This is a genomic window from Streptomyces sp. Edi2, assembly GCF_040253635.1.
GTDB lineage: Bacteria > Actinomycetota > Actinomycetes > Streptomycetales > Streptomycetaceae > Streptomyces.
In genome coordinates, this window is record NZ_JBEJGX010000002.1 from 23,239 (window position 1) to 47,041 (window position 23,803).

The 23,803-nt window shown below is 71.1% G+C and carries 27 protein-coding genes; 25 read left to right on the top strand and 2 right to left on the bottom strand.

Annotated elements, in window-relative coordinates; translation table 11 throughout:
- The first annotated feature begins 25 nt into the window (after positions 1–25).
- From ABR737_RS01955 to ABR737_RS01965, 3 genes are all read left to right on the top strand, one after another.
- Positions 26–1,012 (top strand): hypothetical protein, encoded by a 987-nt coding sequence (locus ABR737_RS01955; protein WP_350248417.1) that lies wholly within the window; start codon positions 26–28, stop codon positions 1,010–1,012.
- Between the two features lie 63 nt (positions 1,013–1,075).
- A complete protein-coding gene (locus ABR737_RS01960; RefSeq protein WP_350248418.1) occupies positions 1,076–1,384 on the top strand; it encodes a hypothetical protein in 309 nt (102 codons plus the stop codon).
- Between the two features lie 198 nt (positions 1,385–1,582).
- Entirely contained in the window at positions 1,583–1,882 is a 300-nt protein-coding gene (locus ABR737_RS01965; protein ID WP_350248419.1) for a hypothetical protein, read from the top strand.
- A 325-nt stretch (positions 1,883–2,207) separates the two neighbouring features.
- Here the strand turns inward: ABR737_RS01965 and ABR737_RS01970 are convergent, their stop codons facing one another.
- Complete coding sequence (locus ABR737_RS01970; protein ID WP_350248420.1) at positions 2,208–2,435, bottom strand: hypothetical protein; 228 nt, start codon at positions 2,433–2,435, stop codon at positions 2,208–2,210.
- Between the two features lie 228 nt (positions 2,436–2,663).
- Here ABR737_RS01970 and ABR737_RS01975 point away from each other — a divergent pair, with 228 nt between their 5' ends.
- The 13 genes from ABR737_RS01975 to ABR737_RS02035 all read left to right on the top strand — a co-directional run bounded on the left by ABR737_RS01975 (position 2,664) and on the right by ABR737_RS02035 (position 15,474).
- Positions 2,664–3,683: a DUF932 domain-containing protein gene (locus tag ABR737_RS01975; RefSeq protein WP_350248421.1), complete on the top strand. Its 1,020-nt coding sequence runs from the start codon at positions 2,664–2,666 to the stop codon at positions 3,681–3,683.
- Between the two features lie 93 nt (positions 3,684–3,776).
- Positions 3,777–4,073 carry a hypothetical protein gene (locus ABR737_RS01980; RefSeq protein WP_350248422.1) on the top strand — a complete coding sequence of 99 codons (297 nt, stop codon included), beginning with the start codon at positions 3,777–3,779 and terminating at the stop codon, positions 4,071–4,073.
- A gap of 26 nt (positions 4,074–4,099) precedes the next feature.
- Positions 4,100–4,786 (top strand): hypothetical protein, encoded by a 687-nt coding sequence (locus ABR737_RS01985; protein WP_350248423.1) that lies wholly within the window; start codon positions 4,100–4,102, stop codon positions 4,784–4,786.
- A gap of 100 nt (positions 4,787–4,886) precedes the next feature.
- Entirely contained in the window at positions 4,887–5,339 is a 453-nt protein-coding gene (locus tag ABR737_RS01990) for a hypothetical protein (protein WP_350248424.1), read from the top strand.
- Between the two features lie 95 nt (positions 5,340–5,434).
- On the top strand, positions 5,435–5,806 hold the full coding sequence (locus tag ABR737_RS01995; protein WP_350248425.1) for a hypothetical protein: 372 nt from the start codon (positions 5,435–5,437) through the stop codon (positions 5,804–5,806).
- Positions 5,807–5,945: 139 nt separating this feature from the next.
- On the top strand, positions 5,946–7,997 hold the full coding sequence (ligA, locus tag ABR737_RS02000; RefSeq protein ID WP_350248426.1) for an NAD-dependent DNA ligase LigA: 2,052 nt from the start codon (positions 5,946–5,948) through the stop codon (positions 7,995–7,997).
- Positions 7,998–8,201: 204 nt separating this feature from the next.
- Positions 8,202–9,020 carry a toxin glutamine deamidase domain-containing protein gene (locus tag ABR737_RS02005; protein WP_350248427.1) on the top strand — a complete coding sequence of 273 codons (819 nt, stop codon included), beginning with the start codon at positions 8,202–8,204 and terminating at the stop codon, positions 9,018–9,020.
- A 92-nt stretch (positions 9,021–9,112) separates the two neighbouring features.
- Complete coding sequence (locus tag ABR737_RS02010; RefSeq protein ID WP_350248428.1) at positions 9,113–9,406, top strand: hypothetical protein; 294 nt, start codon at positions 9,113–9,115, stop codon at positions 9,404–9,406.
- Positions 9,407–9,919: 513 nt separating this feature from the next.
- Positions 9,920–11,218: a hypothetical protein gene (locus tag ABR737_RS02015; RefSeq protein ID WP_350248429.1), complete on the top strand. Its 1,299-nt coding sequence runs from the start codon at positions 9,920–9,922 to the stop codon at positions 11,216–11,218.
- 100 nt (positions 11,219–11,318) lie between these two features.
- Positions 11,319–11,636 carry a hypothetical protein gene (locus ABR737_RS02020; RefSeq protein ID WP_350248430.1) on the top strand — a complete coding sequence of 106 codons (318 nt, stop codon included), beginning with the start codon at positions 11,319–11,321 and terminating at the stop codon, positions 11,634–11,636.
- A 58-nt stretch (positions 11,637–11,694) separates the two neighbouring features.
- On the top strand, positions 11,695–11,925 hold the full coding sequence (locus tag ABR737_RS02025) for a hypothetical protein (protein WP_350248431.1): 231 nt from the start codon (positions 11,695–11,697) through the stop codon (positions 11,923–11,925).
- Between the two features lie 477 nt (positions 11,926–12,402).
- Positions 12,403–14,940 carry a CpaE/TadZ family protein gene (locus ABR737_RS02030; protein WP_350248432.1) on the top strand — a complete coding sequence of 846 codons (2,538 nt, stop codon included), beginning with the start codon at positions 12,403–12,405 and terminating at the stop codon, positions 14,938–14,940.
- Positions 14,941–15,045: 105 nt separating this feature from the next.
- A complete protein-coding gene (locus tag ABR737_RS02035) occupies positions 15,046–15,474 on the top strand; it encodes a DUF3592 domain-containing protein (RefSeq protein WP_350248433.1) in 429 nt (142 codons plus the stop codon).
- 54 nt (positions 15,475–15,528) lie between these two features.
- On the opposite strand, the gene ABR737_RS02040 is transcribed toward ABR737_RS02035, so the two are convergent.
- Positions 15,529–17,541: a hypothetical protein gene (locus ABR737_RS02040; protein ID WP_350248434.1), complete on the bottom strand. Its 2,013-nt coding sequence runs from the start codon at positions 17,539–17,541 to the stop codon at positions 15,529–15,531.
- Positions 17,542–17,949: 408 nt separating this feature from the next.
- On the opposite strand from ABR737_RS02040, the gene ABR737_RS02045 reads away from it, so the two are divergent.
- The 9 genes from ABR737_RS02045 to ABR737_RS02085 all read left to right on the top strand — a co-directional run bounded on the left by ABR737_RS02045 (position 17,950) and on the right by ABR737_RS02085 (position 23,748).
- Positions 17,950–18,222 carry a hypothetical protein gene (locus ABR737_RS02045; RefSeq protein ID WP_350248435.1) on the top strand — a complete coding sequence of 91 codons (273 nt, stop codon included), beginning with the start codon at positions 17,950–17,952 and terminating at the stop codon, positions 18,220–18,222.
- A gap of 78 nt (positions 18,223–18,300) precedes the next feature.
- Positions 18,301–19,158: a hypothetical protein gene (locus ABR737_RS02050; RefSeq protein ID WP_350248436.1), complete on the top strand. Its 858-nt coding sequence runs from the start codon at positions 18,301–18,303 to the stop codon at positions 19,156–19,158.
- Complete coding sequence (locus ABR737_RS02055; RefSeq protein ID WP_350248437.1) at positions 19,155–19,994, top strand: hypothetical protein; 840 nt, start codon at positions 19,155–19,157, stop codon at positions 19,992–19,994. Before ABR737_RS02050 ends, ABR737_RS02055 begins: the two co-directional genes overlap by 4 nt.
- A gap of 42 nt (positions 19,995–20,036) precedes the next feature.
- The gene (locus ABR737_RS02060; protein WP_350248438.1) at positions 20,037–20,903 is read left to right on the top strand and encodes a hypothetical protein; all 867 of its coding nucleotides are present in this window, start codon (positions 20,037–20,039) and stop codon (positions 20,901–20,903) included.
- A gap of 80 nt (positions 20,904–20,983) precedes the next feature.
- The gene (locus ABR737_RS02065) at positions 20,984–21,373 is read left to right on the top strand and encodes a hypothetical protein (RefSeq protein WP_350248439.1); all 390 of its coding nucleotides are present in this window, start codon (positions 20,984–20,986) and stop codon (positions 21,371–21,373) included.
- A complete protein-coding gene (locus ABR737_RS02070) occupies positions 21,370–21,810 on the top strand; it encodes a hypothetical protein (protein ID WP_328973575.1) in 441 nt (146 codons plus the stop codon). The genes ABR737_RS02065 and ABR737_RS02070 overlap by 4 nt, the downstream gene beginning before the upstream one ends.
- A gap of 36 nt (positions 21,811–21,846) precedes the next feature.
- Positions 21,847–22,809, top strand: a complete 963-nt coding sequence (locus ABR737_RS02075) for a hypothetical protein (protein WP_350248440.1) — start codon at positions 21,847–21,849, stop codon at positions 22,807–22,809.
- Positions 22,810–22,894: 85 nt separating this feature from the next.
- Positions 22,895–23,131 carry a hypothetical protein gene (locus ABR737_RS02080; RefSeq protein ID WP_350248441.1) on the top strand — a complete coding sequence of 79 codons (237 nt, stop codon included), beginning with the start codon at positions 22,895–22,897 and terminating at the stop codon, positions 23,129–23,131.
- A gap of 221 nt (positions 23,132–23,352) precedes the next feature.
- Positions 23,353–23,748, top strand: coding sequence for a DUF3307 domain-containing protein (locus ABR737_RS02085; RefSeq protein ID WP_350248442.1), 396 nt, complete (start codon positions 23,353–23,355; stop codon positions 23,746–23,748).
- Positions 23,749–23,803 lie beyond the last annotated feature (55 nt).

Below are 23,803 nucleotides of genomic sequence, written 5' to 3' on the forward strand. Positions count from 1 at the left end.
CGATACGCCCATCCGGAGTCCCCTCATGAAGAACATTGCCGAAGCCCGCAAGGCATTCGAGAAGCTGCCCGCGCACATCACCACCGCGCAGATCACCGAGGCCACCGGCTACCCCTACGTGCACAACTGGGTGAGGACCGACCCCACCTTCCCCGGCGAGGTCGACCGCAAGGACGGCACCGTCTACCGCGACCGGGACGCCGTCCTGGACTGGTTCGCCGCCCGGCACACCCAGGAGCCGAGCAAGCGGCGCGGCCCGCGCAGGATGGAGGCGCAGGTTCTCGCCGCCCGCCCCACGCAGGTGCTGATGGACTCCGCGGAACTGGCCGAGCTCCTGGACCTGACCCGGCGCGCGGTGAACAAGTACGCCGAGCGCTACCCGTCCGGGACGGCCGATGACCCCTTTCCTCTCGCCGACGCCGACGGCAAGCGCTCGTGGAGCCAGCTGAGGGCCTGGTTCCTGCGCAGGAGCGACCCGATGCCCACGGCGGGCGAGAACGGCACTCCCGACTGGGCGGATCTGCGTGCGTGGCTGCTGCGGCACGCCGAGGACGGCACCGAGGTTGTCGACGGCCGTGTCTACCTTGACGAGTTGGGGCTCACCACCGGCCAGCGCGACGTCGTCGAACGCGCCCGTCGCACCCGTGCCCGCCAGGTGCGCGTGCCGATCGAGTGGCTGGCGGAGGTGCTCCACCTGGAGGAGCCGGGTCAGGCGGAGTGGCTCGACACGCTCCTCAGCGAGCCGGACACCGCGCCTGTTGCGCCGAGCATCGAGGCCAGCGCCCACCTGGCACAGGAGCAGCGCCGGCTGAAGCCCACCGCGCTGGCCCGCGAACTGGGGCTGAACATCGAGTCGGTGAAGCACTTCGCGCGGGTGTACACGCCGGAGAAGTCCGAGGACCCCTTCCCGGCCAAGGACTCCTCCAGCGCCCGCGACGTCGCGGAAGTCAGGGAGTGGCTGATCCGCAACCGCAAGATCCGGCCTGCCGAGGCCCCGGCGGCCGGCGCGTAGCCCCCGGCCCGACTCGTTGCACTCCCCCGCCACCGCCCGTCGTGGGCGCCGAGAGGAACCCAGGTGATCACCCTGCTCGACATCGAAGCCGACGCGCCGCTCAGCGCCGACGACGCCGGCCACGCCGCCCGGCTCCTCGCCCTCGCCGAATCCCTCGGCATCGACCCGGCCGACCTGGACATGGCCGTGCACGACGCGGCCGCGGGCTACGCCAGCGCCGCATCCGGTGCCGAGGACGACGACGAGCCCTACGACGAGGCCGGCCGCCAGGCCGCCGCCGTCAACAACGCCGGCGTGGACAAGCAGGTGACCTACCTCGTCGCCCAGAACGGACATGAGCAGACCGAGCGGATCCTCCGCGAGGCCGTCTGACAGCCCCGAACTCCCGCGTGCCGACGCCGATCGGCACGCGGGCGCCCCGCGAGGGACGCGGGAGCGGGCCACGCCTCCCGCCTGCGACGGTGCAGCCGCGTGGTGCCCATCTCGCTCATAAACTGCTGGCTGGTGTGCCTGCCTGTGATGTCAACGTGCACACTGACGGGTTTCCCGTTCGACCGAAGGAACTGAGTCGTGCCCGACCGACCTGAGATTGTCTGCATCTGCGGCTCTGCCCGGTTCGCGGACGAGATGCGTGCAGCGAACCGTGATCTGGCCTTCGAGGGGATCATTGTTGTCGCGCCGGTCGAAGCAGACGGGTTGATCACCGACGAGCAGAGGAAGGCGCTGGGCGCCCTTCACTTGCGCAGGATCGACCTTGCTGACCGGGTTCTGGTCGTCAACCCCGGCGGGTATGTCGGCGAGTCCACGGGGCGGGAGATCGCATATGCCCAGGCCACCGGCAAGCCGATCTCGTACACCGATCCCGTCTGACCGGTAGACGCTTCGTGGTGCGCGCGGGCTACGAGCCGCGGTCAGCCTCTCGAGATCATCGCTGGTCGCCGAGGGGACACCACGCTCCGCGCCGCGGAGAGCGCCTGTCGGCAGCGAAGCCCCGTCGCGGTTAGCGGCGGGGCTTGGGGTGCGGCTCGCGGCCGCTAAAGTAGGGAGCGCGTTCACCTCGTCCCAGCGCTTCGGCGCGTGGGTGGTGTCGTGGTGAGGGGCCGGACGGCCTTGCAAACCCCCTTCTTCACCGACGGGGGAGACTTCGGTCTGTCGTCCGGCCCCGACTCTGCTGTCCGCGTCCTGGCGGATCCCCTCACTGCTGGGCCGGGCCTCCCGGCCGGTCTGCCCGCTCGCTCTGCCGACGGCGCCAGCCGTCCCAGGCCAGCCACGCCGTGCACGCGGCAACGACCGCGATCCCCGCCCAGGTCACTGCGGCCTGGTGCGCCGCGTTGGCGACCAGCGCGGCCGCGAAGGCCACGACTCCGATGACCACGACCGCGCTCGCCCAGATCCTGGCCGGCCTGTCCGTACGCCCCACCATGTCAATTCCTCCGAAGTCTGTCCTGCGCCACGGGTGAGTGTGCCGCACCCCTTGTCCCCTCGCCCACCGGTCGACGACCTGTCCGTCTCGGGCATGTGTCGTCGCCGCGGCGTGGGGGGTGCCTCAATCATCGTGACCCTTTTAACTTGACGCAACCCCCCGTCATGCGTAATATTAAAAGGGTCAGGGAGTCGGACGGGCTCCCAGTCGATTGAGGAGCTATTGCCTGTGACCGTGCTTGAGATCCCCACCAACGGAACCGCCCTTCGCGCCCCGGGCCGCAAGGACGCCTGGACCATCCTGGGCACCGATGTCAGCGAGGCGAACACCGCCCGCGAGGCCCTGGAAATGGCCGACATGCGCGACTGGGACGTGCGCCTGCTGGGCGATGTCACCGCCAAGTACACCGAGATCCACGAGGACGGCGTCACGACCCACGAGGTCAAGATGCCCGACACCCGCGCCACTGTCCGCACCAACCCGCGCACCGGCGGCACCGAGTACCTCGGCACCGTCGGCCGCAAGTACACCCCGGTCCAGATCGAGGCGTACGAGAAGGTTCTGGACCTGGCTCGCACCGAGTCCGGCGCCGTCTTCCACAAGGCGGGCGCCTACGCGGGCGGCACGAAGTTCTTCATCTCGATGAGCCTGCCCGGCAGCACGCGTATCGGCGGGGTCGACCTGCACCACGCCCACCTGACCCTGTTCGGCAGCCATGACGGCTCCTCGTCCAACTCCCTGCACATCGGCCAGACCCGCCTGGACTGCGGCAACATGCAGCGGCTGATCATCGCGGGCGCCAAGCACAAGGTTTCGGTCCCGCACACCGCCTCGGCCCTCAAGAAGCTCGTCACCCTGGAGCACGAGCTGGCCGTCCTCTTCGACTGGCAGGACGCCTTCGAGCGCGAGGCCGAGCGGATGATCAACACCCCGCTGAGCCTGGGCCAGTTCGAGAAGCTCGTCACCAGCCGCGACCTGTGGCCCATTCCGACCAGCCCCACCACCCGCACCCGCAAGAACTACGAGACGCGCATGGACACCCTGCGCGGCCTCTTCGAGAACGCGGCCACCCAGGAGAGCATCCGGGGCACCGCATGGGCGGGCTGGAACGCGATCGGCGAGTACCTCGACCACTACGCCAAGGCCAAGGACCTCTCGGCGCGCGCGGCGCGCTCGCTGGCCGACATCGGCGACGTCACCAAGAAGAAGACCGCCGCCCACCGCCAGCTCCTCGCCCTGGCCGCCTGACCGGCCCCTCGACCGGCCGCCGGGAGCACCCCCACCCGCTCCCGGCGGCCCCCCTCCCCCCGCCCCGCAGCGACTGAAGCGACGGAGATTTCCGTGTCCCCCGACGCCGAGCTGTACGCCGCCCTGTACGGGTACGGCGTCAGCGACCACGAGGACGGCCACTACGTCCACATCGCGGCCGGCCCCTGGTCGACCCGGCACTGGGCGGGCAACCCCCAGAGCCTGTGGGCCGAGGAGCGCGCCAGCTACTGGATCTCGTCGGTGTGGTCGCGGTGCGGGCGCGGCCTGACCTGGAAGACCGGTCCGCCGACCGCCACCACACCCCGACCCTGCCCGGCCTGCCCGCTGAGCAACGCCGACATCGCCGCCCGCCACACCCGCATTCGCTGAGCCGACCGAACAGGACCTCTACCGCTGTGACCGCCGCCCTCACGCTCATCAACGACCACGCCACCCGCATCGTGGAGTACACGATCACCCCGTCCACCGACGTCTCGGTGCCGCATCTGCCCTCCCGGATCGTGCCGCTGGCCGTCACCGGACTCCGGCTGACGTACACCGGTCGCCGGGGCACCGCGTGGGACCTGGAGATCGTGACGTGCAAGGGCAATCACGCCCCCAACGGCGAGGTGGGACGCACGTTCCGCAGCCAGCAGGATCACTACCCCCACCACGCCAGCACCGGCCGCCCCGCATGGCTCAACGCACTGATGGACACCGCGGCCGACCCGGACGCACCGCTCCCCCGCCATCTGGCCGGGTTCACACGCACCCACGACAGTGCGCGCCGCTCCATCGCCTTCGAGATCAGCGGCGACAGCGAGATCCCCCAGTGGCACCCGCTGAACATGCCGACACCGAACCCGCTGCGGCCCGACCGCGTCCGGTTCAACTACGTCGCCGAGGACAACGCATGGCGGCTCGACGCCGCCGAATTCGAGGGGCCGTGGGTGGCGACCGGGCAGCAGCCCGGCCCGAACCAGAACCGGGGCCAGAAGCCGTACTACCCCACCTCCGGAGGCAGCTCCCTGCGCGGTGCGCCGCCGTGGGTCCTCGACCTCGTCGGCCGCCACAGCCTGCCGCCCGAGCTGGCGGCCGTGTAGCGGCTCACCGACCGGCCACGGGGCGCCGGTCCCGTCCCCGTCGCCCCGTGGCCTTCTTCCCCAACTTCCCTTCACTCTGCCCACGTTAGGAACTGCACCAGTGGCAACCGCCAACGGAATTCTCAACGGTCTTGAGGTCATCGAGTTCGAGTTCGCCGAGACCCCGCGCAGCACTCCCGAGAACCCCCGCTACTACAAGGAGGTCCTCAAGGTCCTGCTGGCGGACGGAACCGTCGTCTACAACTGCGTCTGGCAGAACTGTGAGTTCACCCGGCCCAAGGCGAGCGGGGTGTGGCCGCACGTCAAGGCACACAAGAACCAGACCAAGGCAACGAAGGCCCCTGCGGAGCCGTCGGAGATCGACGTGGACGGGCTGCCGCTCGCCGAGGTCATCGAGCGGGCCCGCAAGGCCACCTGGTACAGCGTCCAGCTCGATGCCGCACTGAAGAAGCTCGACCGGGCCACCCAGGAGGTCGAGAAGTGGAAGCCGCGCGCCACGGCGGCCGAGAAGCAGCTCGCGACCATCCGCAACGCCTTCGCGGCGGTCGCGTAGCCCGGGAGCCGTGCGGGGCGGACCGGTCGCCGGCCCGCCCCGCTCGGCCACCGGTCCCGCTTCCCGTCACCGCCTTGAAAGGACCCCGCTTCTCCATGCTTCTCGCCGACCTTCCGTCGGGCATGTGGGTGCTGACCGGCTCCGTCGTCACCGCCGTCGAGGCCCGCGAACTGCGCGAGGGCGACCTCCTGCGCGTGAGCGGCACCCAGGTCACCGTGACCGGCACCGACGGCCACGTCCTGCCGGACATGACCCGCGTCTTCGTCAGCTACCGGCCCTACGACAACGACACCATCCGCACCGAGGGATGGACCCTCCCCACGACCGCCCGCTTCCCCGCCGTGCAGCTGCTGCGCCCCGAGACGGTGGAGTGCTCGCTGTGTGATCCCGGCACCAACACCCACGAAGTCCTCGTCGACCGCGTCGAGCACGGCTGGGTGCAGCACTGGGTGTGCGACCAGCACTAGCCCTCACCGCGGCCTGCTCTCCCCGGTCGGGGGTCAGGCCCCGGCACCCAGGTGACAGCCCGCCGATCCCGGCCGCTGCCCCCCGGGCGCTCCCTGCGCGGAGCGTCCCGTCCCTATCCCTTTCCGAGAGGAACCCTGCGTGACCACTGCTTTCGCTGCTCCCCTGGCCGATCCCGCCGCCTACAACGCCGCGGTCGACTCCGCTCTCGCCGCCTGCCGGGCGTACTACGGGCCGGGGGACACCACCTTCTCCGACGCCGCCTATGACCAGCTGGCCCGCCACATCCGGGAGTACGAACTCCTCCACCCCGAGCACCTCCGCAAGGACTCCCCCATCGGGAAGGTCGGCGGCGGCGTGGCGACCGGCGACATCGCCCACACCGTGCCGATGCTGTCGCTCGGCAACGTGTACTCGGCCGAGGAACTCCTGAAGTGGGAGGCGTCGCTGGTGCGCCGTATCGGCGGGCCGGTGCGCGGCGGGTACGCGGTCGAGGGGAAGTTCGACGGGCTGGCCGTGACGGCCCTCTACCGTGACGGCCGCCTGGTACAGCTCATCAAGCGCGGCGACCACACCAAGGGCGAGGACGTCACCCACGCAGTCAGCCTCATCGACGGTCTGCCCACCCAGCTGTCCGCACCGCTGACCGTCGAGATCCGCGGCGAGGTCCTGCTGACACGCGCCCAGCTTGCGGCGGCCAACGAGATCCGCCGCACGCACAAGGCGAAGCCGTTCAAGAACGCGCGGGCCGGAGCGGCGGGCACCCTGGCCGCCAAGAACCGCCCCTACCGCATCGAGCTGACGTTCTTCGCGTACAGCGCTATCCAGCTCGACGGAGTGCCGCTCACCCCGGCCGCCCCCACGCACCAGGCTCTGCTGGCGCTGGTGGCCGAAGCGGGCGTGCAGACCAGCGCCGACTCCGCGACCGGACTGCGGGTGGTCGCGACGCTGGCCGAGGCGCAGCAGCGTGTCGAGGAGATCGCCGAGATGCGGCCGGACCTCCCGTTCGGGATCGACGGCGTGGTGGTCAAGGCCAACGCGGTCGCCGAGCAGGAGGAGGCCGGGAACGCCAGCGACCGCCCGCACTGGGCCACCGCCTTCAAGCTGCCCCCGGAGACGGCGGAAACCAAGGTCACCGGCATCGAGTGGAACGTCGGCAAGACCCGCATCATCGCGCCCCGCGCGGTGCTGGAGCCGGTCGAACTGGACGGCAGCACGGTGAAGTTCGCGACGCTCAACAACCCGCAGTTCATCCGCGATCTGGGCTTGATGATCGGGGACACCGTGGTCATCGCCAAGGCCGGGGACGTGATTCCCCAGGTCCTGTCCGTGGCGGCGGACAAGCGCACCGGCAGTGAGACGCCTGTCGCCTTCCCCGCGTCCTGCCCGCAGTGCGGCGGCGACGTCGACACCTCCGGTGAGCGGTGGGAGTGCGCTGAGGGCATCAACGGCAGCTGCGGTGCGCTCGCCGGACTCATCTACGCGGTCGGCCGCGAGCAGCTGCACATCGAGGGACTCGGCGACACCTACATCGAGGCCCTGTTCGACATGGGCGTTCTCAGCGACGTCGCGGACTATTTCACCCTGACCGAGGAGCAGCTGGCCGAGGCCACGGGGTCCGCGAAGCGTGCGAAGACGGTGCTCGGCGAGATCGCCAAGGCCAAGGAGCAGCCGCTGGACCGGGTGCTGTGCAGCCTCGGGATCGTGCGCACCGGCCGGTCCGTGTCCAAGGCGCTCGCCCGTCAGTTCGGCACCATGGACGAGGTCCTGGCCGCCGACGCCGCGGCCCTGGCGCAGGTGAAGGTACGGGTGAACAAGGTCGGCTCCGCCAACGCGGCGAAGATCGCCGCGCACCTTCAGGTGCTGCGCCCGGTCATCGCCAAGCTGGAGGCCTCGGGCGTGAACATGAAGCAGCCGGACGGTCCCGTGAAGAACACCTCCGGCCCCCTCGCAGGCCAGTCGGTGGCCGTCACGGGCGGCATGACCGGCCCGCTCGCCGGGCGCAACCGCACCGCGATGAACGAGCTGATCGAGGCCGCGGGCGGCGAACCCGCGGGCAGCGTCAACAAGAAGACGACGCTGCTGGTCGCGGGCGAGAACGCCGGGTCCAAGCTCGCCAAGGCCCAGCAGCTGGGCATCACGGTCCTGGACGAGGAGAAGTTCGCGGCGCGCGTCGCCAACTACCTCTCCTGACCCTTCTCTTCTCCGGTGAAGCGGGGCAGCTGTACGCGGCTGCCCCGCCTCGCTGCATCCACCCGAACCCGAACGTGTTCGGTGCCACCGGCTCTGATCGGCCTGTGCTTCCCCGGCCGTGATCGTCGGTCTCTGTCCACAGGCCGGGCAATCCAGCCTGCTCCGTGAACGGCCAGGCGACTGGCCCGGAGAAGGGGAGCAGACGTGTGCAGATCACTGGCCCAGGGCGGCCGGCGCTGCCGGGGGAGCAGTCTGGCGGTGCGGCGCGCGAAGTACGCCACGGTCACCTCCGCGGCGGCGAAGCAGTTTCGGCAGGCCCTCGACGACGACGCCGTCGCCTATGGGGGCGACGCCTGGAGAGCGCACGAGCGCGCCCGGTCCAGTGCAGACCGCGCCCGCGCTGCCGCGGAATCCGGCGATCACGAGGCGGCGGAGCGCGCCGCGCTCGACGCGAAGAACCAGATGAACCACGCGGCCTTCCTGGCCCGGCACCACACACAGGGGCGTGTGGCGCGGGCCGCCGAGGCGCGGCGGACGACCAAGCAAGTAGACAAGGCGCTCGCCGGCGCCAATCCGAAGTACCAGGCAGGTGTCCGCGCGTACTCGCATAACTGCACCCACGTCTCGCAGGCCTATGAGCTGCGTAGGCGCGGACTGGACGTCCAGGCGGCGCCGGATACGACGGGCGGCCGCAACTACATGGAGTACAGCGAACCGTGGGGAGGCTGGCAGAAGTTCACGCACTGCGGCTCGGCATCGGATGTCGGCCGGTCGCAGGTGGAGCGCGCGTTCTCCGAGCCCGGCTCCCGCGGCATCGTCAGGGTGCGCTGGAAGAACGGTGGCGGTCACGCCTTCAACGTCGAGAACGTCGGCGGGAAGGTCCGCTTCATCGACGCGCAGCCCAACCCTCCAGTTACCGACGCCGCGCACTACTTCTCGCTCGCGTCGGAGTCCGGGTTCCTGCGGCTCGACGACAAACCCACGCCCTCCAAGAAGGCGCTCAAGTCCTTCATCGCGGACTGAACCTCAACACCGCGAATGAGCTACACGTAAATTTGACATACGCCCCCTAGTCGAGTACATTAGCTAGAACGGATCGAAGGATTGGACACCCCATGACCATCACTTACGAGCAGGCTCGCGACCGCGTGCGGGCAGAGCTTGAGCCCACCTGGAGTACCGGCACCTTCACCATCGACGACCGGACGATCGTGGAGAACGACGAGATGTACGTCTTCGAGGTTGGTGCACGCGAGTTCCTGAAGGACCGTGATCCTTCCTTCGAGATCGTGGGCGGCGTGACCGTGGTCTACAAGAAGGACGGCCGCGTCGACAGTCTCCCCTCCGTGCAGGTGGCGCTCGATCAGTCCGTCCAGCGGCGCCCCAACCCCGCGCCGGTCTTCCACTGACCCCAGCTGGATTCCGGGCGTCTCCGGCCTTCGATCCTCAACCCGCTGTGGCGGGGTAGCCGCATGCGGCTACCCCGCCATTTTGCGTCCCCCTCCCCTTCAGCGTCTCGCTCCCAGACACGACGGCGCTCGGCGGCGTCCGAACACAGCCCCCTCCGAGATCGTCTGACCGACTGGACGGGAGTCACTGCAGCGAGCCGGTGAAGGGAACCGGCGCCCCGCACTCTGATGCTCTCGCTCCCGCGAGCCCCTCGAGCAGCCGGCCCGCGCCACTCCCCGCCGCTGTGTAGAGGGCTCTCACCTGCGCCATTGCCTGTCCTCTGTCCACAGGCCACCCCTTCCAAGATCGCGTAGCTGCCTGCCGAGGCAGCCCCGCGAACCGCGGGCGAGGAGGGGAGGGCGCTGCCAGTGTGCAGGTCGCACTCGAAGGGCGGGCGCAGGTGCAGCTCGTCCCACCCGGCCGTTCGGGCCGCGCGCCGCGCAGCCTCGACCGCGCTGCGCAAGGACGTCGCCGTGGCCGGCCCCGGGCATCCCGCGCTCGGTGCGTACGCCACGGCCCAGATGTGGGAGGCCAAGACCCGTCAGGCCGCCGAGGTCGGCGAGGACGAGCAGGCCAAGCTGTATGCGGAGAACGCGAAGCTGTCCGCGGCCGCGACGCGCACCATGCTCGGCGACCGCAAGCAGACCCCGCGTTATCCCAACGCAGCCGCTGACCCCCGCGTCGCGTGGGCGATGCCCGCACCGGCGCCCGAGCCGGCCGACGACGAGTGGGGCGCGGCGCAGCTGCCGGAGTACCCCGAGCACGTGCGGGCCGCCGACGCGTTCGCGCGGGCCAGCGGGGCGGGCGGGGCCGCCACGTTCGTACCGCGCGCCGACGGCGGGCAGACGGTGGCCTGGCGCGGCGAGGACTTCGCCGGCTCGGCAACCGTGTATCCGGCCAACGGGGATGAGCCGCCGCACGCCCGGGTCGTGTTCAACCGGCTCGACCAGGGCCGCTACCAGGCGCTGGCCGACTCGCCCTGGCCCTACCGGGTCGAGAACGGGCAGGTCATCTACGACCGCGTCCCCGCTGATCACGCCGAGCAAATCATCGCCGCGGCGCGCAGCCGGCAGGCGGCCCGCCCCTGGGAGCGGCACGGCCTGGGCCGCGCTGCGCAGCGCGATCAGCTGAACGAGCAGCGGGCCGGCGCGCTGGAGCCAGAGTCGGCTGCCTGGGCCTCCCGCCTCAACTCCGAGCAGCACCACTGGGTCGCCACCTACACCGGCTCGAGGTACCGGCAGATCAACGCCCACCTCTACAACGGGCGCAGCCTCGATGAGCCGGCGGAGAAGATGGACGTGCCGATGCGGGTGGTCACCGAGAACGTCAACTCGGCGATCCGCTCGGCAGGCACGACCGAGGTCCCACACCACACCTTCCGGGGGTTCACTCCCCCGCTGGAGGTCCGCAAGGGCAACCGGGTCGCGCAGTGGGCGAGGGAGAACTTCCCAGCCGGCAGCCGGTATCACAGCCCGTCGTTCCTCTCCTCGTCGCACTGCCCGAACGTGGCGGCCGACCCGTACTTCGCGCGGACCGACTGGGAGGATGACGGCCGCTACGGCGAGGCCGACCATGCCGTGGTGTTCGAGATGGTCTCGCGCCGCGGGGCCGCGGTGGCCCATGTGTCGCAGTACGGGAATCTGGAGCGGGAGCGGCTGCAGGAGAGCGGCTCGAACTGGGTTTCCGTGGGCATCCAGGAGAACGTGACGATCCGGGGCCGCAAGTGCGTCGTGGTCCAGCTCGTCGACATGAACGAGGTTCCCCGCCACTGACCTACTTTTACGTATTGCTTGACAAAGTTTAATAATGTGGGTAGGATGCATTTAAGGGTGAGGAGCACCCGAAACTCCCCACCGGACTCTGGAGGACGACATGACAGACCAGCAGCAGCCCACCCCCCGCGACTCGCGGCTGGCGGACCAGCCGGTACTGCGGCCGGTCGGACCGCTCCCGAAGGTCGGACCGCGCCCCAGCTTCGACGAGCTGACAGCCCAGGCCGACGGGCGGAACTACCAGCCGCTCGCCGCGCACCTGGACGACGCCGCACGCGACGCACTCGGACTGCCGGCGGCCCCGCAGCAGGTGACCGTGGACGCCGAGCTCGCCGACCGTATCCGCGACTACTACTTCGACCGCCCCGACCAGATCGCCCAACTGCCCGACGCGATCCGCGACCTGATCAACCTCTGAACGGCCGGCCGCACCGACCAGTCTCGAGCGCCTGCGCATTCGGAAGGAAACCCGCGTCATGCGGCACATGAAGCCGAACTTCGACTACTACACGACCAACCGGGACAAGGCCCAGGCGTACGCCGCCCAGGCATCGTGGGAGAACATCAGCTCCCGGCGGCGCGCCGAGTACATCGCCTTGGCGCGTCTGTACCTGGACCTGTCGATTCAGGACTCCGCCGGCAATTCCGCCCCGACCGAAGACGCCGCGAAGGCAAAGAAGGCGGAGCGCGACACCGCCCGTTCATGACCCCTGCGCAGCCGGCGGCTCCTGACGCCCTCGAACTTGCCGTGGCAGCGGCGCAGTTCGCCGCCGAACTCGACCGGTCCGGCAGCGTCTGGCCGTGCTGACCAAGGGCGAGTCCACGTCGCCCCTGCGCACCGCCCTGGCCGAGAACGTCGCCTCCCGCCTCGCCGCCCGGGTGTGCGAGCACGAGGTGTGACCGGCGCCGAGCGATCGGGATCAGGCGGCGTCCGGCCCTGAGCGGTGCGCCGCGAGCCTCATCCCCCCGTCTCCCCCGTTCCCGAGCCCTGCGGTCTGCCTGTGCGCGCGGTCTGCGGCCGTTACGATGACGGGCAGGCAGACCTGCTGCCGCCCGCCTCGCATTGCGGCCCGGACCCGCGTGCATCCCAGGCGCTAAGGGGGAGATCCCCACAGTGAGCTGACTTTCTGCTGCGCCCACTCACGGCGTGCCGGTCCGGGAGCCACGCCGAGAATCGGGACATCATGGCGAAAGCCGATCGCAACACTGCCGCCCGCGCCGCTGTCACCGGCGAGAACCATGCCCAGGCTCTGTCCTGGGTCCGCGCTCACGGCCTCCTTCATGGTTTGGCCCCCGACGCCGCGTCCGCCGAGCAGCAGGCTCTGGAGGCGGCGCTGCTCTTCGCGCTCGCCCGGCCGGTCGGCCCGTTTCACCCCCTCGCCGCGAGCGGGAGCCTGTTCGGCATCGCCAAGGCCAGCCCGGGACCCGGCGACGAGTTGAGGCTGTGGCCGGCGACCGGGTACGAGGCCGAGGTCCTGGCCCGCCTGCTGCCCAGCCGCACGAGCGGCGACGTCTCGAAGGTCACCGGCGTTGCCGGGCTGCGCTGGGTCCGGGACGGCAAGTACTTGGCCCTGACCCGGGTGCGCGCCGCGGGTCAGGTCCTGCTCGCCGCGCAGCCCCGCGATGTACGGGAGGCCGGCCGCCTGTGCTCGGCGGCGGATCTGCTGCCGCTGTGGGACCAGGCCGACACTGCGTTCGAGGACACCCCCCGCCGCGTCATCGACATCTCCCTCGCCGAGTCGGCGCCCGCCTGGAGCCGCGCGCTGCGCCGCCCGCTCCTCGCCCGCGAGGTCGCCTCCAGCTGGGTCTCACGGGAGCCGACGCTTACCGAGCTGGCCGGTGACGAGTCCGCGCTGATGCCGCGCCCGCACGGGCCGGTCTCCCGGCGCCCGCAGATCGTGCACGTCCGTTCGACGCGCGGCGGGACTGGCTGCAGCACCCTGAGCGTCCAGATCGCCTACGGGCTGACCCGCGCCGGGCGCACCGTGGCCCTGGTGACCGACGGCGCGATGCTGCGGCATGTGGCCAAGGACGCGGCCGACGATACGGCGGTGTGGCACGAGCCGTTCGCCCCGGCAGGCGGCGGCCGGCTGCTGGCCGCCTCGCACGGCTACTACGGGGATCACCTGGATGTGCGCGCCGCGGAGGCGACGAGCCGCGGTGAGATCGTGGTCCTCGACGTGGGCGGTCGCCCGCCCGCCGAGCTCGCCGATCTCCCGGCCGCCGACCTGACCGTACTGACGGACAACTACCGCGCCCGGGACTGGGTCCAGGTCGACGTCATCGACCGCAGGCCCGAGCAGATTCGGGTCTTCGCCGCGCTCGACGAGCGCTTCGCCCGGTGGCGGCGCCCCTCGTCGGAGCAGCTCGACGCCGACCGGCTGCGGACGGCGCTGGACCGGGAGTTCTTCTACTACGCCATGACCCGGCTGTCGGCCCCTGACGAGGTCGACGTGTACGACGTCGACGATGCCGAAGACGTCGAGGAGTGGTGGGACTTGGGGGCCGACGGGTCGCCCGGACACCCCGACGACATCCTGCCGCCCGAAGACGGGGCACCTCTGGACCTGTGGCGCCGCCACTTCCTGGACTTCATCACCGCCGAGGGGCAGCGCCGGCACCCGGACAGCTGGGACGCGGTGCGCGACACCTGGATCACGCACAACCGGCTGCGTAACCTGCAGCGCCTCAGCGCCGACGGGGATCCCATCGAGGACCTGGCCGTGCGGGCCTCCGAATTCCTCGCCACCCTGGCATCCGAGGGCGACCTACAGCCGCGCGCGGCCACCATGGAGGAGCAGGAGACCTGGCGCACCGCGAAGCTGACGCGGTGGCTCGACGCCCGGTTCAACGCACACCTGCGCCACGATGCCGCGTACCTGCCCCGGTCTGCGGCGGAGACGGTGATGGCGGTTCTGGACGCCCGCTTCCTCGCGTACGGACCGCACCACGCCGAGGGATTCGCGGCGCTGGCCGATGAGGTGACGGGCGACGACTGGTGGGATGCGGCCGCGGCCGCCCGGTCCCTGGACGGCACCGCCTTCCCGCTCCCGCCCGGTCGTGACGAGGACGCGGACGTCCGGGAGCAGGGGTGGGCCGCCTTCTTGGCGGCGGTCGAGGACGAGGGGGCCCGGCGCCATGGCGCCGTGTGGTCCGAGGTCCGCGGGCACTGGGTGGAGCACCACCGGCGCCTGGAGCAGGGCGGGCGTGAACCGTTCGCTCCCGCCGAGGATGAACTTCCCGAACTTCGGCAGCAGTTCGCCGCTGCCCTCGCCCCGATCACGGGCGCGGGCGTGGACGGGGACTCGGTCACCGGCCGGTGGGTGGCCGGGGTGCGCAGCGAGGCCGCGCGGGTCCGTGACTTCGACGACCTCATCGAGCGACACCAGCGGCCCGGCACCGGCGAGGAGACCGCCGCCGCCCTCCTGCGCGGCGTTCGTGCCCTGGGCGTCGACCCGCAGATGCCCGTGGTCCTGATCACCAACATGTACCGGCCCATGGGCGGCCCTGAAGCGGTCGCCGAGACGGCTGCCGCTCTGCGCGGCCACGGCGTGGTCGCCCTGTGCACGGTGCACCAGCGCCAGGCCTTCGAGGAACTTCTCTTCGCGCCCTCGACCTGGAACGACGACCGGGTCAGGCCGGTCCAGGAGGAACTCGGGGCGGTGCTGAGCAGCGCCTTGAAGGACGCCCGGAAGGACTCGGCTTCACCCGGTCGGGGATGACAGCTGCCTTCGCCAGCTGCGGAGATCCCGGGACTCCCCCGGGGTGTCCGCCGTGCCCGACATTCGTGCTGGAGGCACGGCCCGTCGGCCGCCTAGCCTGCGCGGATGGAGATGGCGGCTGCGGGTGGGTTCCTTCTGGCGACGTTCGGCGTGCTGTGCGGCTTTCTGGTGCGGCAGTTGGTGGGACGGCTCCGGTCGCTGTTGGGCGGGCTGGTCGCCGAAAGCGTGTGCGTGCGCCGCTACTCCTCGGAGGGCAGCGAGGGCAACACCTACTGGCACCACGTCTACGGGTTCACCATGGCGGACGGCCGGTACGTGGAGTTCGAGGAGGACGCGCTGCTGATGGCCCAGGGCCAGGCGGTGATGGTCCGCTACCGGCTCGGGAAGAATCCGGCGCGCACCGCCACCGTCATGGGTCGGGGCGGTGCGTGGTCGCCGCTGTTCGGGCAGCTCTTCGGGATCGGTGTCAGCGGCTGTTTCACCCTGTTGGGCCTGTTGTTCGTGTGGCTGGGCGTGGGCGAGCTCAGCCGGTAGCACGCGGTCGCGGCCGCCGTCCGGCAGGGTCGGCGGGTGGGACACGGGGCGCGGTCAGGGGCGTGCCCGGGTCGCGAGCAGGTCGGCCACCACCAGGGTCAGGCGGTTGGCGGCGGCGGCTTCCTGGCCCGAGGGCCGTGCCAGGAACTGCAGGTTTTCTCCTCGTGCCGGCTGATCGTGCAGGTCCGGCAGGACGGTGAGGGCCGGGATGCCCTCCGCGCGCAGGGCGTCGCGAAGGGCGGCGAGGTGGTGCTGCTCGGCGTCGAGGGCGTTGTCGACGTGCGCGATCGCGAGTGCGGTGGGGATGTTGTCCGGCCGGTCCAGGTGGGCGAGGAGGAACTGCGCGGTGGCGGCCGGGTCGGCGGGCTGGATCGTCTCCTCGATCAGGTGCTGCCAGGGGGTGAGGCTGTCCTTGCGGGTGTGGGCGTTGGCCGCGGCCCACCGGGGGTGGTGCTCCTGCCACGTCTGCTCGCCCCAGCGGGCGATGGCGGTCGGGGCGGCCTCGCGCAGGACCTCCTTGACGAGGGCTTCGTCGCCCGTGCTGCCCGGAAGGTCGAGGTTGCGGTTGTGGTCGATCCACACGGCGGCGACGGCGGCCCAGGTGTGCGGGTGGCGGATGGCCCCTTCGCGGCCGAGGAAGGTCAGGAAGTGCTGACGCCAGAGGTCCAGGAGCTCGGCGTCGACGTCCTGCGGCAACGGCAGCGGCTCGTCGTCTTCAGGGTCGGGGTCGGGCTGGAAGTCGTCCCACCAGGCGTCGGTGTCCGCGGGGTCGTCGGCGTCGTAGACGTCGGTGTTGTTGTCCGAGACCCGGTCCCAGACGTACATCTCGAAGGTCTCGTCCAGGAAGCGCAGGAGCTGGGAGTGGGCGTCGCTGGCTCGGGCGCGGGCGGTGAGGTAGCGGGTGTTGAGCCAGTCCCACATCTGCGCCCAGTCGGGGCGCCGGTCGAGGATCTCGGTGGCTCCCCACACTTCGGGGTCGAGGTCGGTGATGACGACGGCCGCGTCCGCGTGCCCGGCCAGGTGCCGGAGCTGGAAGGCGGTGCCGGCGTCGAGGACCACGGTGTCGTGCCCTCGGGCCGCGTCGGCGAGCAGCACTTCGGCGTTCGGTGTCCCCGGCGGGAGGATCATGCCGCGCAGGGTGCCCGGCCCCGGCAGGTCGGGCAGCAGGTCGTGCCACTGTCCCGGCTGCGGTGTCGCCGGACCCAGGATGCGGTGGAGGCCGTTGGGGTCGTCGGCGCCGATCAGGGCGACCTGGGCGCCGGTGCGTGCCAGGGCGCCGGCGAGGGTGAGTGCGGTGGTGGTGCAGCCGAGTCCGCCCTGTCCGCGGGAGCTGGTCACGGCGATGATGCCGCGGGCGGGGTCTCCGGCCGGGCCGACGGGGCGGGCGGCGATGCGCTGGGGCTTGGGGCCGTCCAGTTGTCCGGGCTCCGGCGCGGTCCTGGTCCAGTTAGGCGTCTGGCCGGTGTGGAGGCCGGCGCGGCGCAGGGCGCGGCTCCACAGTGCCGTCTCCTCGGGCGGAAGGGCGCCGGCCAGGCGGTCCCATGCCTGCCGCTCGCCGGGCTGTGAGGTGCGCGCCGGCCACAGCGGTTCGAGGCCGGCGGCCAGGATGTGGTCCTCGGCCTGCTGCAGGGCGGCCGGTCGGGCGCGCAGGGTGAGGTGGGCGCGGTGGCCGGGGCGGGCCAGGAGCAGCGTGTCGGTGCGGCTGGGGTGGGGGCGGGCCCGCAGTCCCGGGATGCCGGCGATCCCGCTGTCGGTGCGGACCGGCAGGATCCGGCCGAGCAGCTGGGTCAGATGGTCGGGGTGGGGCCACAGCACGAGCGTGTCGATGTCCGGGGAGACCCCGCGCAGCCCGAAGAAGGTGCCCGCAGTGGAGGGCGCGGGGATCTGCGGGTGGGGCCGGGCGAGGGTGCGGACGAGGGCGGCTTCGAGGAGCTGCTGGGCGGGGTCGGTGACGTCGGGTACGAGGCCGAAGTACAGGCCCCGGGCCTGGTAGAAGGCGTGGGCGGCCTGGCGGGGCTCGCCGGTGTACTGCTGGCGCAGCAGGATCGTGTTGCTGTCCCTGGACATGGAGGGATCCGTTTCCGCGGCACGACTGCCCGGACCGGCGCGCCGGCAGACGCAAGGGGTGGCGGTGCAACTGACGTGACGATTCGTCTCTTCCCGCCGCTGGCGCACCTGTGGGTCCGGGCCACCGGGTGCGGACGGAGGCAGCAGTCTCTGCCCCGGGGACACCATAGCGCTCGCCTCGAAGCGGCTGTGCCCGTTTCCGGCCACAGCGACCGCCGTGCGCGGACGTGGCCGCCGCGCTGCGCCCTGCCGGATCAGGGGTGGTGTCCGAGGCCGCGTCAGGGCCGCATGGCAGCTCCGCCGGGGGTCGTTCTCCCCACCCCCCGAGCTAGATTTTCATAATGCTTGACGTTGTTTAGTGATGTGTGAGATCATATTTCTTGACGGCGTTAAGTGTTAGGGGAGAACATGGCCACCAAGAAGGACCTGAACCAGCTGAAGAAGAAGGCAGAAAAGCAAGGATTTCGGTTCATAGAGACCAAGAGCAGCCACTACAAGGTGTACCTCGTCGTTTCCGAGGCCACCGACGAGCAGAACGAGGAGCTGACCTTCGTCACCACGATGCCCAGCACCCCGAGTGAGTACCGCGGTCTGAAGAACGCGAAGGCGGACCTCAAGCGCTTCGGCTTCGTCTACGAGACCGAGCGCAAGGGCAAGGCCAAGCCCCAGCGCGCTCACTGATCGGCCGGGGGCGCCGGGGTCACACCCGGCGCCCGGCCGACCGCGCCGTCACTGCCCTGCCCCCGAGATGAGGAAGCCATGACCCAGACCAGCTACAACGTGCGCGTCGAGTACGACGTGAGCGAGCTGCCGCCCGACACGATCATCAGCGCTGTCCACGAGGACCTGTCCCGCTACGACGCCTCCGTCGGCTCCTCCCCCGCCGGCGGACTGACCGTGCGCCTGTTCCTCGACGCGGACAGCCCCGTCGACGCCGGCACCCGCGGCGTCGAGTACGTCCAGGGCGCGCTGCTCAAGCACGAGATCTACCCCGACAAGATGAGCGGCTTCGAAGTGCTCACGGAGGAGGAGTTCGACCGCCAGCAGGCCCTGCCGCTCGTGCCGGAACTGGCCGGCATGGCCGAGGTCGCGCAGATCACCGGCAACACCAAGCAGCGCGCCAGCCAGCTGCGCCCCGCGCTGGAGCCCTACCTCGTCCAGGAGCTGGCCTCCGGGCCGGTCTACCTCGCCGAGGGTGTGCGCAGGTTCGCGGACAAGGAGTACAACCGCACGCCCGGGGTGCGCCGCACCGAGATCCCCCTGAGCCCGCTCGAGCGCGCCCTGCTGGAAACCCTCGCCGCGACGTCCTTCGGCACCGAGGTGCCCTCCCCCGCCGCCGGCCACCAGGTCGCCGCCGGCGCGATTGAAGGCGTTGTCGGCAACGGCCACCAGCTGCACCTGCACGCCCAGCCCGACGACTCCAACATCTCCGTGGCGCTCGGAACCCTCCTGGAGCACGGCCTGGTCCGCACCCGCCGGATCTACAAGAAGGAGATGCAGGACCTGGACGCCGGCCACGAGGAGGACCTGGTCGTCTCCCTCACGGGCAAGGGAGAGCGCCACTCCGGCATCACCGCCCCGTCCACCGGCGCCGCCGGCCGCGAGGGGTCCAAGTGAGCGCGGCCGCGGCCGGCGAGGTAGCCGCAGCGCGTCCGGATGCGGATCTCCACATCGCCGTCCTCAACGGCCACCGCGAGGCGTTCTTCGACGCCGGCCACGCGCAGCAGCTCGTCGAGCAGTGGAACAGCGTCCACGCCGGCACGATCGACCGCGACCGGGCCGAGGGATACCCCGAATCCGCGGACCGGCTCACGGGACACGTCGAGTCCTGCACGCAGGAGCACTGGCGCCGGCACGGGCCGGGCGGGATGACCGCGGTATGGACCCGGGTGCCGGCGTTCCACACGCAGCATGCGCGCAGTGCGAGCTTCACCGGCTTCGCCCGCCGGCGCGAGCTGCAGGCCAGCGGTCCGTACGTCCGCAGCGTCTGGGAGTTCCAGAGCTGGTACACCCCCCAGGCAGTGCGCCGGGCCATCGAGTTCCGCCCCCGCGGCGTAATCGAGGTCAAGGCCTACGGAGTCGACCAGCAGGCCGTGGAGACGGCGTTCGCGGACGCGGTCACCCACGTGCTCGCCAGCCCGAACACCGACGACCACCTCGATCTTGCCGACGTCCTCAAGGTCCTGCTCGGCCTGGCCGAGGGCGACCTCCGGCGCTACACGACCTTCGAGGCGCCCCTGCACACCGATGTGCGCGCGGCGATCGCCTGCGGCCTCGCCGAGGAGGAGGCCCAGCTGCAGCTCACCGCCGAGGGCCGGGCCTTCGCCGAGCGTCATGCCCTGGCCGCCCTGCCCGACCCGCGGCGCGATGCCTGGGAGGAGCTCCCGGAGCTCACCGCGGCGGTCACCGAGCTCGGTGACCTGCACGCGGCCGCGGCCCAGCTCCCGCGCTAGCCCTCGCCGTCCCCGTCCCCGTCCCATGAAGGAGATCTCGACTTGGCCCACCACCAGGAACCCGACCCCGCACTCGACCAGGCCCTCATGGCGGTCGTCTCCCCCAGTGACGACTTCCTTCAGGACGCCCGCAGCAAGGCCGAACTGGCCCGGACCCTGACCCACTTCGACGCTCTCGGGCGCGGCGTGGCGGCAGCCTTCAACGCCCGTGGCGTCGAGGGCGGCGGCTGGACGCACACCATGACGCCCGCTCACTGGGGCAACGTGACGGTGGGCCACCGCGACGGGATGCACTTCTCCTTCCGGCACCACGGGCGTTCCCGCAAGGGCGCCGCCGGCCGCCGCCTCACCGTGGAGACCGGATACCCGCACGGCTACAGCGGATGGCGCGCCGATCCGATCACCGTGTCGATGGACCGCGACCCGGATGCCATCGCCGGGGACGTGCTGCGCCGGCTGATGCCCGCCTACCAGGACACCCTCCGCGAGGCGCTGGAAGCCGCCGGCCGCAGGGAAGCGGCGCGCCGTGCGCGGGCCGGGCTGAACGAGCTCATCGAACAGCTCGTGCCGGGCCTTCACGGCATCGGCGGGCTGGACCCGCGCTCCGCTCCGGACCGGGACACCTCATTCTGGTCCGGCCGTGATCATGTGCCCGAGGGCCAGGTCGCGTTGCCCGTCGACGGGCGGGTGACGCTGAACCACGACGCCAGCGAGGTGGAGGTCAAGCTCACCCACGTACCGCCCGCTCTCGCCCTGCATCTCCTCGACTACCTGCGCCGGTGCGGCGTCATCGCCGGCCGGGTCCATGCAGTCGGCCCGGCGCGCGTCATCGCCGGGGAGCTGGAGCCGCGTGAACCCCTCCACGAGCGGGCGCAGCCGGAAGCTCGCCTGCTGCTCACCGGCGCATGACGCCCGAGCCCGCGGCCGCAGCCTCGGCTGCACCGTCCGCACAGCCCTCCCCGTTATCCCGCACCGAAGAAGGGACGCACATGTATAAGGACTTCACCTCCGGCCAGCTTGCCGATGCTCTGGAACGCGTCAAGGACCTGTCGCCCGAGCTGACCGGTCCGCTGTCGATGCTTGACGAGGCGAGCCTGGGCTGGACCTCGCGCTACCCGCAGCTGGCCGAGCCCCAGCAGGCGTTCAGCCAGGCGCGGCACAAACAGTGGCCCCGCACCCGCACCGAGCAGACCTGGCAGGAAGTCGTGACCACCGCGGCCGCTCTCTCCACGGCGCTGCGCGAGCTCGGCGACATCCGGCTGGAGCGGTGCACCGCGCAGACCGGGTGGGGCACCTGCGGTCTGGCGCTGCCCGAGCAGGGTCCGTGCCGCGCCAAGAAGGAGCACCTCGCTCCGGCTGGCTCGGAGACGGACCAGTGAGGCCGGGCGCAGGGCAGGTCTGGGCGGGGGACGGCGACGTCCTCGAAGTGGAGTCCTTCGACGGCGCCTACGCGGTGGTCTTCAGCCGCCAGTTCCGCCAGCAGCAGGTCGTCAACGGCGGCCACTTCGGCCGGCGCTTCCATCTCGTGTACGGGCCGGAGGCCTCCACGCAGTGGCATCAGATCTGGGTCGAGCCCGCCGCCGAAGTGGCGGACGAGCAGACGTGGATCTCCGAGATCGACGCCGCGCTGCTGCGCGGCGGCAAGGGATTCGTCGTACGGCAGGGCCCGGCCCACGAGGCCAGGTTCGCGCGGGGTGTCCAGGGATTCGAGCTGAAGGTCTTCGGCGAGCAGGTCGTCTACGACGAGGTGTTGCGCGCGCTGGCCTCGTTCGCTCCGCCCGCCGTCGTCGTAGCCGACGCGCACCACGAGGGCTGAGGACCGGCCACACCTGCGAGGAGGGGAGTCACCGAGGTGACGGAATGGTGGAAGCCCGCGGGCGTGCAGCCGGCGGACGGAGAGAAGACCGGCATGGTGGTGCCGCGGCTGACGCTGGACCCGGAACTGCCGGCGCCTGTCCAAGAGCTCCTGCGGCAGGCCGAGCCCGCGCAGCTGCGCGCAGCGCTGAGCTCTGACCTCACCAGCGAGTGGTGGGGGCTGGCCGACCCGCTCGGCGGGCGTCGCGCCTCCTGGTGGTTCGGATGGATGTTGCTCAGTGCGTTCGCCCGCAGCGTGCCCATGGCCGAAGCTGGAGTCTGCGCCTACGGGCTGGCCGCCGCGATCGCGGTGTCGAAGCGCCGACGGCGCCTGTCGGCACTGCGCCGGATAGCCGCTGTGCACGCCCATTTCGTCCTCAACCAGGAACTCGACTCCGACGCAGGCGAGCTGCTTGCCCGTGCCGCACGGGCCGTCTCCCACGTACAGCGCTCCTCGGTGCAGCGGCTGGACCCGGCTGACAAGCAGCACAACGACCGTCGGCTGGACAGCCAGGTGTGGGAAATCGCCGACTCGCTGCGCACCTACAGCCGCGTGGCCGGACAAGGCCCCACGCAGGCGGTGAGCGCGGTGGTGGCGCAGGCCCTGGAACCCCGCAACAAGGTCCTGCGGATCAGCCTGGCCAGTATCGGGCGCCGCGTCGAGGCCTTGGAGCACTACGCCGCACAGATCGCCGAGGCCGAACGGCGGCATCACGAGCTCAGGCAGCTGCGGCAACTGGCCACGGGGACCGAGGAACTCCTCGACCTCCTCGCATCCACCGCCCGCGATGAGCTCGCGGTCGCCGAGATCGAGGGGATGAGCGACGAGGTCGCCAAAGCCCTCGACCTCTTCAACGAAGCGCTGCAGTCGGCACAGGATGCCGCCGCCGTGGCGCTGCCCTCACCGGTGGCGACGAGCACGCACCCCGCGGCTCCGTCCGGCGGGACGGAAACACCGTGAGGAACAACCCGCCCGGCGCTTACGCCCAGGGCGCCCACCTCCGCGCGACGGCATTCCCAGCCCCAGGAAGTCAGGAGATCACCGGATGAGCGATCAGGACCAGGACCTCAGCGACGCAGAGGTCGAACTTCGGATGGCCAACGCCGCGCAGGCCGAAGAGCAGGGCCGGTTCCGTGATGCTGCCCGCCTCTACGACCAACTCGGCCAGGACATCCAGACCCATCACGGACGCTTCGACGCCCGCGCGCTCGACGCCTTCGAGGGAGTGGCCCGCGCGATCCGCAAAGGTGCCGAAGGCGCCAAGGACCCGACGGCAGGATGACCACCTGGACCGAAACTGAGCGCCCCGTGCCCGGCTCCCCGCCTCCGCCGCCCGCCTCGTACTCGGACTATCGGCGTGCGCCGTCCGCTCGCCTCTGCGCCGCTGTGAGGGGCGTCACGCCCCGTCTGGTCTTCGGGAGCAGAGCGACAGGCAAGGCGCGAGCACAGTGAGTCAGCGCACCCCAAAGCGCGCAACTCACCCGGCTATGGAGGCACTTCCCCATGTTCGCCACCGTGTTCGTTCTGTTGTACGCCGCGCATCTGCTCTCCGACTACGCCCTGCAGAGCGATCACCAGGCCGAGCACAAGGCCGAGCCCGGCATCACCGGATGGTGCGCCAACCTGTCCCACGCCGCGACACACGTACTCGTCTCGGCGGTGCTGCTGGCCCTGGGCACAGCGGTGCTGAACCTGCCGGTGAGCGGTCCGATCACGGCCGTCTCCCTGGCGTGGGTCGGCGCCTCGCACGCTCTTCTGGACCGCCGGTGGCCTGTCCTGTGGTGGATGGAGCACGTCGGCCGGGCGCCGAAGTACGCGGCCAACGGCGGCGCCGCCTTCGTCGACCAGGCCGGTCACGTCACCGCGCTCGTCCTGGCTGCCCTTGCGGCCGCCGCCTGATCCGCATCGCTGCCGTACTCCGTGCCCGGCGCCGCTCGGCGTAGGGCAGGGTGTT